The 6,689-nt window shown below is 70.0% G+C and carries 6 protein-coding genes; 3 read left to right on the top strand and 3 right to left on the bottom strand.

Annotation, left to right across the window (positions count from 1 at the left end; all coding sequences use genetic code 11):
* Positions 1–509 precede the first annotated feature (509 nt).
* Both ACIWVC_RS23070 and ACIWVC_RS23065 read right to left on the bottom strand, forming a co-directional pair.
* On the bottom strand, positions 510–1,370 hold the full coding sequence (locus tag ACIWVC_RS23070) for a dioxygenase (RefSeq protein ID WP_396450237.1): 861 nt from the start codon (positions 1,368–1,370) through the stop codon (positions 510–512).
* Positions 1,371–2,161: 791 nt separating this feature from the next.
* Positions 2,162–2,512 carry a VOC family protein gene (locus ACIWVC_RS23065; protein ID WP_396450235.1) on the bottom strand — a complete coding sequence of 117 codons (351 nt, stop codon included), beginning with the start codon at positions 2,510–2,512 and terminating at the stop codon, positions 2,162–2,164.
* 280 nt (positions 2,513–2,792) lie between these two features.
* Between ACIWVC_RS23065 and ACIWVC_RS23060 the strand changes: the two genes are divergently transcribed.
* From ACIWVC_RS23060 to ACIWVC_RS23050, 3 genes are all read left to right on the top strand, one after another.
* On the top strand, positions 2,793–3,026 hold the full coding sequence (locus ACIWVC_RS23060) for a hypothetical protein (protein WP_396450233.1): 234 nt from the start codon (positions 2,793–2,795) through the stop codon (positions 3,024–3,026).
* Complete coding sequence (locus ACIWVC_RS23055) at positions 2,983–3,915, top strand: AraC family transcriptional regulator (protein WP_396450232.1); 933 nt, start codon at positions 2,983–2,985, stop codon at positions 3,913–3,915. The genes ACIWVC_RS23060 and ACIWVC_RS23055 overlap by 44 nt, the downstream gene beginning before the upstream one ends.
* A gap of 248 nt (positions 3,916–4,163) precedes the next feature.
* Complete coding sequence (locus ACIWVC_RS23050; RefSeq protein ID WP_396450230.1) at positions 4,164–5,162, top strand: DMT family transporter; 999 nt, start codon at positions 4,164–4,166, stop codon at positions 5,160–5,162.
* A 237-nt stretch (positions 5,163–5,399) separates the two neighbouring features.
* Here the strand turns inward: ACIWVC_RS23050 and ACIWVC_RS23045 are convergent.
* Positions 5,400–6,689: M64 family metallopeptidase (locus ACIWVC_RS23045; RefSeq protein ID WP_396454560.1), on the bottom strand; the 1,290-nt coding region annotated here is incomplete at its 5' end.

The following is a 6,689-nucleotide window of genomic DNA, read 5'->3' as shown; positions in this document are numbered from 1 at the left end:
GGGCGACCCCCAGACCCCCGATGTGGGGGCTCCGCCCCCACGCCCCCTCCCGGCTGAGCTTTCCGCGTTTCGTCCTGTCTGTGCGGGGTTGCTGCCCTCGTCCTCTTTCCGCCGCTTCTTCAGCACGCCGACTGAGGCCCGAACCCCTGTGGGGCTCCGCCCCTACATCTCCTCCCGGGGCCTGCTGCGATTCCTATGATGGCGTCCATGAGGGCGGTGCCGATCGCGTGGTCGGACTACTTGTATCCGCTTCCGTAGTGGCCCCACGGCGTGCCTATGGCCAATCCGGCCGGCGTTCTTCGAAACGACTGCATGGGACCTCGGCATCACGGGGGTGGATCTCGGTGAAGGCGCGGGTTGGAGTCTGATGGAGTAGTGGGGCGTCGTCGGTGATGGTCGGGAGCAGTTATCCATAAGGTGGGAGTGTTTCTCCACAGGTTGTGGATAACTGTGCCGCGGTTTCGTTTCTGGTTCGGGTGGCCGGGGGAGTCGGAGGGCGTTGGTGCAGGCTACGCCGGCTGTCTGGGGAGGGTCAGGTCGAACTCGGCGTGCCGGAAAGGGGTTTCAACGCCGTTGAGTGCGGCGGCCGCCTCGTCGTGGGACTCGGCGAAGTCGACGATGAGGCTGTGCTTGACCGCGAAGACGGCGTCCGAGTCAAGGTAAGGGCTGTCGGCCACGAAGATATGAGTGGTCAGGGGCACGTGGCCGTCCGCCCGGACGATGAAGTGAATGTGCGCGGGACGGTAGGGATGCCGCCGGGTGGCCTTGAGAAGCTGCCCGACCGGGCCGTCCGTGGGGATCGGGTAATGGCTGGGGACGACTGTGCGGAAACGGAAGCGTCCCTCATCGTCGGTGCGGAACAGTCCACGGCCGTTGCCGGGTGGCTGTGAATCCGGCCGTTGGACGTCGTAGAAGCCGTTTTCATCGCACTGCCATACGTCGACTTCAGCATTGGGCAGTGGTGTTCCGTCTGTGCTCAAGACTCGGCCCGATACCACGCATGGTTCGGCTTCGCCCACCAGGTCGATGCTGTCGCCCAGCTCCCGCGGTGGCGACTCGACCATGTGGAAGGGGCCCAGGACGGTGCTCTCCGTCCCGCCTTCCTGCTCGTTGAGGGTTTCCACGAGCATTGAGACGCCGAGGACGTCCGACAGCAGGACGAACTCCTGCCGTGTGTCAGTGCATGCCTGACCCACCGCGGTGAGAAACTCGATCCCGCGTTCCCACTCCTCGACGGACGGCCTGGCCTCGCGGACGAACGCGTGCAGGTGGCGGGTGAGCGTGTTCAGCAGTTCCCGGAGGCGTGCGTCCGGAGTCTCGCTGAAACTGTTCTGAACGGCCTCTGTGGCGGTGTGCTCGGTGAAGTCCACGATGCCTCCCGACCTTGTTGTCCACAGTCTGTGGAAAACCCTCGCGGCCAGTGCCTGGGTATGGGTGCTACTCCATCCTCTACCTCTGCGGCTTCGGGCGGGCAGATGACGCTCCAACCCTGGCGCGGCGACGTCGAATTGCATCTCTTCGGGTCGCGAAAGCATCTCACCGCGAGCGTGGATGACCTGTACGGCGGACTCAAGCGGGCGCTCGGGCGGGTTCCCACGCGGGGCTGCCCAGGATCAGCGCCCTTCGGGACACGTCATACGGCGTCCGGTAGTTCCTCCTCAGTGATCCGGATGGCCTCCAGCCGCGCCCACCTTGAGGCGATGCCGGCGTAGGGCCGGTGGCCGGTTGGGGACGTGGCTGGGGATTGCCGGTGGGCGGCGTTGTCCACTGCCCGGCTTCGGTTGTGGAGGAGATTCGCCCACAGGCTGTGAATGCGGTGTGGGCGAGAGGCGTCCCACGGTGCTCTTAGTCCAGGTCATCGGCTTTTCCACGACGTGGACAACGAGGCGGGACGGCTGGGGGCGACCTGGGGAAGAATGGTGGACGCCGAACCGGCCGGTCGTACCCAGGGTGTGCACAGAAGTTATCCACAGGGTGTGGATTCTGTGGACGGCGGCCGGGGTGCGTGGATGATGGAGAGGACGGCGCCCGGCGGGGCGCCCGAAGCGTGGAAAACCCGGCTGTTCTGGGGATCCGCCTGTGGACGCGACCCCCGGATCGCGTGTCACCAGGGACGAGGAGGTGTGCGTCATGGTTGTCCACAACCTGTGGATGACGGGCTCTACAGGTCAGTGGCCCGCGGGTGCCGGGGCTGGTAGATCGGCAGCTCGGCGCCGCTCGGCAGCCTGATCGCCGCGAGCAGTCCCCAGCCCTGATCGCTGACCTGCGCGTCGACCTGGACGCCTTTGCGGGCGAGGTCGTCCAGGGTGGCGCGGATGTCGTCGCACATCAGGTAGAACTCGTGGCGGGGCTCCTCGTCGGTGGGGTGCGCCGCCACCTCCGCCGGAGGCAGCTTGAAGATCAGCCATCCGTGACCGGCGTCGACGTCGGGCAGGCCGAGCACGTCCCGCAGGAACGCGCGGTCCGCTTCGGCGTCGCGGCTGTAGAGGATCACGTGTGCACCGTTGATCATGACCGTTCCCTTCGTTTCCACCGGTCCCTACCCCCCATCGGCCGCCCGTCGGCCGTGTCGGGGATGAGGTTGGAGGTGTTCTCCGTTAGCTCGTACATGACTGGCGTGATCCGGCTTCGCGCCGCCCAGGCCGCCGGCGTGCCGCACCCGGCGGGAAGCGGGTGCGCCGGCGTACGGTGGACTGCGGCCGGTGCCGAACGGTCCCGGGGCGTCGCGCGGCACATCGTGGAACCCCCTCCGACCTGCGAACACCAGTTCGAATACATGCTACGCTCCCGGCATGGGGCAGTTGCTGAACGAGCCGGTCCGAACGGAGCACGACCCGGCGGGACGGCTCACCGCGTACGAGTGGCGGGGGACGCGCTACGCGGTGGACGAGGTGCTGAAGACCTACGGGACGGCCCGCGAGGGCAGGGTCTACCGGGTCCGCGTCACCGGCGCCGAGGGCGTGGCCGTCGCGGAGCTGGGCCGTGACGAGGACCGCTGGCGGCTCCGGCACGTCTTCTCGGCCTGACCTCCTCCTCGGGCGCGGCGGCGCGCCGTCCGCCGACCAGACCCTCTGGACCCGCGTCGCCGGGATCCAGGGCGCGCCGCTCGACCTGCTGACGGCCAGGATCGGCCGCCGCCACTACGCGCCGCACACCCACGACGAGTACGCCATCGGGGTGACGGTCGACGGCCTGGAGACGATGCGCTACCGGGGCGAGAAGATCTACTCGGCGGCCGGCAGCCTCGTCGTGGTCGAGCCGGGGGAGGCGCACACGGGCGGTCCGGCGCGCCCGGACGGGTTCGCCTACCTGTGCGTCTACCCGGGCGCCGAACTGCTGGGCGCCGCGACGACCGCGGAGCCCGGCCCCGTCCCGGCCGAACCCCACTTCCGCGACCCGATCATCGACGACGTCCGGCTCGGCCAGGAGCTGCGGCTGGCCCACCGTGCCCTGCGGCTCGGCGAAGACCCGCTGGAGGGCGAGTCCCGGCTGCTCGGAGTGCTGGGCGCGCTCGTCCGGCGGCACGCGGTCCACGCGCCGAAAGCGGTGCCGGAACACCGGCGATCCGACTCCAGGGGCATCGCGCGGCAGGTCGCGACCCGCCTCTCGGACGAGATGGCCGCCCCGCCGACGCTCGCCGAAATGGCCGCCGACCTGGACCTCTCCCGCTACCAGCTGCTGCGCGCGTTCCGCGACGCGGTGGGCATGCCGCCGTACGCGTGGCTCGCCCAGCACCGGGTGACGCGGGCCCGGGCGCTGCTGGAGACCGGGCACCGTCCGGCGGAGGCGGCGACGCTCGTGGGGTTCGCCGACCAGGCGCACCTCACCCGCTGGTTCCGCCGCGTGGTCGGCGTCACGCCCGGCGCGTACCGCAACAGCGTTCAAGACAGCGCGGCCCGCCGACAGGCATCCTGAGAACGTCCGCCCCGATGGGGCCGGCCGAAAGTGCTGGTCACGCCGAGTGGCCCGGCACCGATCGCCGTCGGGACCAGATGCCGCGGCGCAGGGATCCGCTGCGCGGCGGGATCATCCCGGCGGCGGTCGCGACCGGGTCCGGGCACGCCGCACAGGTTCCGCCGCCGCAGCGAGGTCCGCCCGGTGCTGATCAGCGGCTCGGATACCGCTGTGCGGGGGTCGCTGCCGCGAAGTCGCGGCAGTGTCCGGTGCCGTGGCCGGGGCCGAAGGCGCCCGGCGGGGCGGGCGGAACGGGAACGGAGGTCGTGTTGAGTCGCCGTGGCTGGATTCTGTTCGCGCTGATGAGCGTGCTGTGGGGCATCCCCTACCTGATGATCAAAGTGGCGGTCGAGAGCGTCTCGGTGCCGATGGTGGTGTTCGCGCGGACCGCGCTCGGCGCCCTCATCCTGCTGCCGCTGGTGCTGCGGTCCGGGCAGCTGGACGCGGTGCGCCGGCACTGGCGCCCGCTGCTGCTGTTCACCGCGGTCGAGATCCTCGGCCCGTGGGCGCTGCTGTCCGACGCCGAGAACCGGCTGACCAGCTCCATGACCGGGCTGCTGATCGCGGCCGTCCCCATCGTCGGGGTGGTGCTGGCCCGGCTCACCGGCGACGGGGAGCGGCTCGGACCGGTGCGCTGGGCGGGGCTGCTCGTCGGGCTGGCCGGCGTCGGCGTCCTCGCCGGGCCGCATCTCGGCGGCGGCAGCGCGCGGGCGATCGGCGAGGTCATGCTCGTCGCGCTCGGATACGCGATCGCCCCGATGATCGCCACGCGGCGCCTCCAGGGCCTGCCCAGCCTGCACATGGCCGCGTTCGCGCTGGCCATCGCCGCGCTGATCTACACCGGTCCCGCGATCGCCACCTGGCCGGACGCGATGCCGAGCGGGCGCGTGCTGGCCGCGCTCATCGGCCTCGGCCTGATCTGCACGGCGCTGGCGTTCATCGTGTTCTTCGAGCTGATCCGGGAAGTCGGCACGTCCCGCGGCATGGTGTTCACGTACGTGAACCCGGCCGTGGCGGTCGCCGCCGGGGTCGTGTTCCTCAACGAGCCCCTCACCGGGACGATCATCGCGTCGTTCGTGCTGATCCTGCTCGGGTCCGTCCTCGCCACGGCGCACCGCTCCCCGTCACCCGAGGCGCCCGCTGCGCCCGCGCCCGGCGATGACAAGGCGGACGCTGCGAAGACCGCCCCGGAGCCGGCGTCCGGGTGAGGGGCGGCGGGGTCGTCGGCCGGCGCGCGCGACGACCAGCCGCCCCGAAGGGCGGAGGCCGCAAGACGACGCCGGCCGCGATACCGCGGCCGGCGTTCGCCGTCCCTACGGGTCCGGTGGACCGAGCAGCCTGATCGGGCAGAGCGTCGCGGTCGTGCGAGGTCGTCGAAGCGGGCAGCCTGGGCCTGCGGGGCAGCGCGGCCGTGTCGCAGGCGCCCGCCGTCCGTCCTGCGCGGCTCAGCGGAGCGTGACGATGAAGCGCTGGGGCTTGCCGATGTTGCCGGACGGGTCGGTGGCGCGGTACTCGATGGTGTGGCGGCCCTTGCCGAGCTTGCCGTAGGTGAGGCCGTCGATGACGGTGCCGTCCGCGGTGAACAGCCAGGGGGCGGACGAGTCGGTCGGCCAGCCGAAGTAGTTGAACCAGCCGTCGCCGTCCACGCGGAACTCCGAGATGACCACGCCGGGACGGTCGTCGGTCCCGGTCAGCCGCATGGTGAACGGGCCGTCGAACACGAACTCGGACGTGTGCCCCGCCCGGACCCGGCTCTCTGCGGCCTTGGACAGGGCGTACGCCACTGTCGGACGTTCGGCGTCGACCGTCCACACGCGGCTGTTGGAACCGACCCTCGCGACCAGCGTGTGCGTACCTGCGGACAAGCGGAACCGTCCGAGATCGATGTCCCGGTCACCGCCGCGTACGCGGCGCCCATCGAGCTCCCAGTGCACCTTGGGCGCGAACCGTGCCGGGTGGGTCGTCTCCACGTACACGACGGATTCGGCACCAACCGGCTTGCCGGTCGGCGTAGAGGAGCTGAAGTCGACCGGCATGGTCGCCGATGGGGTCTTCAAGCTGGTGTTTACACTCCACGTGCGACCCTGAGTGAGCGCGGGCGACGTCCTGATCGCCGGGTCTCGGACGAAGTCGGTGGGGTCTGTGACCGTCACCTTGACGGTGTGCGTGCCCTTCTTGAGGTGCAGCCCGGCGAGGTCGAGGTTGGAACCCTTTCCGGCGGTCTTCCCATCGACCGTCCACGCAATGGACAACCGGTGACTAGCGGGATGCATCGTCTCCACCCATAGGACACGGTCGTCGCCCACCGGAGCATCCGTCGGCGTGTGCGCTTGGACCAGGTTCACCTTGGCTGAGATCCGCTCTGTCATCCGCTCACGCGCGACCTGGTCGTAGTAGTAGCCGAGCGTCTTCATCATCGAGTGCCGGCTCGGTCTCCACACGCCCTTGCTGAAGTAGAGGCCGCCCTCGTAGCGTCCGATGACGCCTCCGGCCTCGCTCCGTTCACCCAGCCACCGCCACCACTTCTTCTTCTGCGCCTTCATCTCGTGCTCGGTCAGCAGCGTGTGGTGGATCGAGTCGGGCTCGGGGCCGGTGTACGTCCCACCGGGCACACCCCGTTGGTAGTAGTCGTACTCGTCGTTCAGCCCGCCCAGCGAGTGCCCGAGTTCGTGCGGCGCTATGAGAGCGGACATCGCGTTGCCGCCGGAGGCCGTCGCGTATGTTCCCCCTGCACC

It is taken from the genome of Actinomadura sp. (assembly GCF_044508335.1).
Lineage (GTDB): Bacteria > Actinomycetota > Actinomycetes > Streptosporangiales > Streptosporangiaceae > Spirillospora.
Note: the sequence above shows the minus strand (reverse complement) of the source record. Positions and strands in the feature narration are given on the sequence as shown.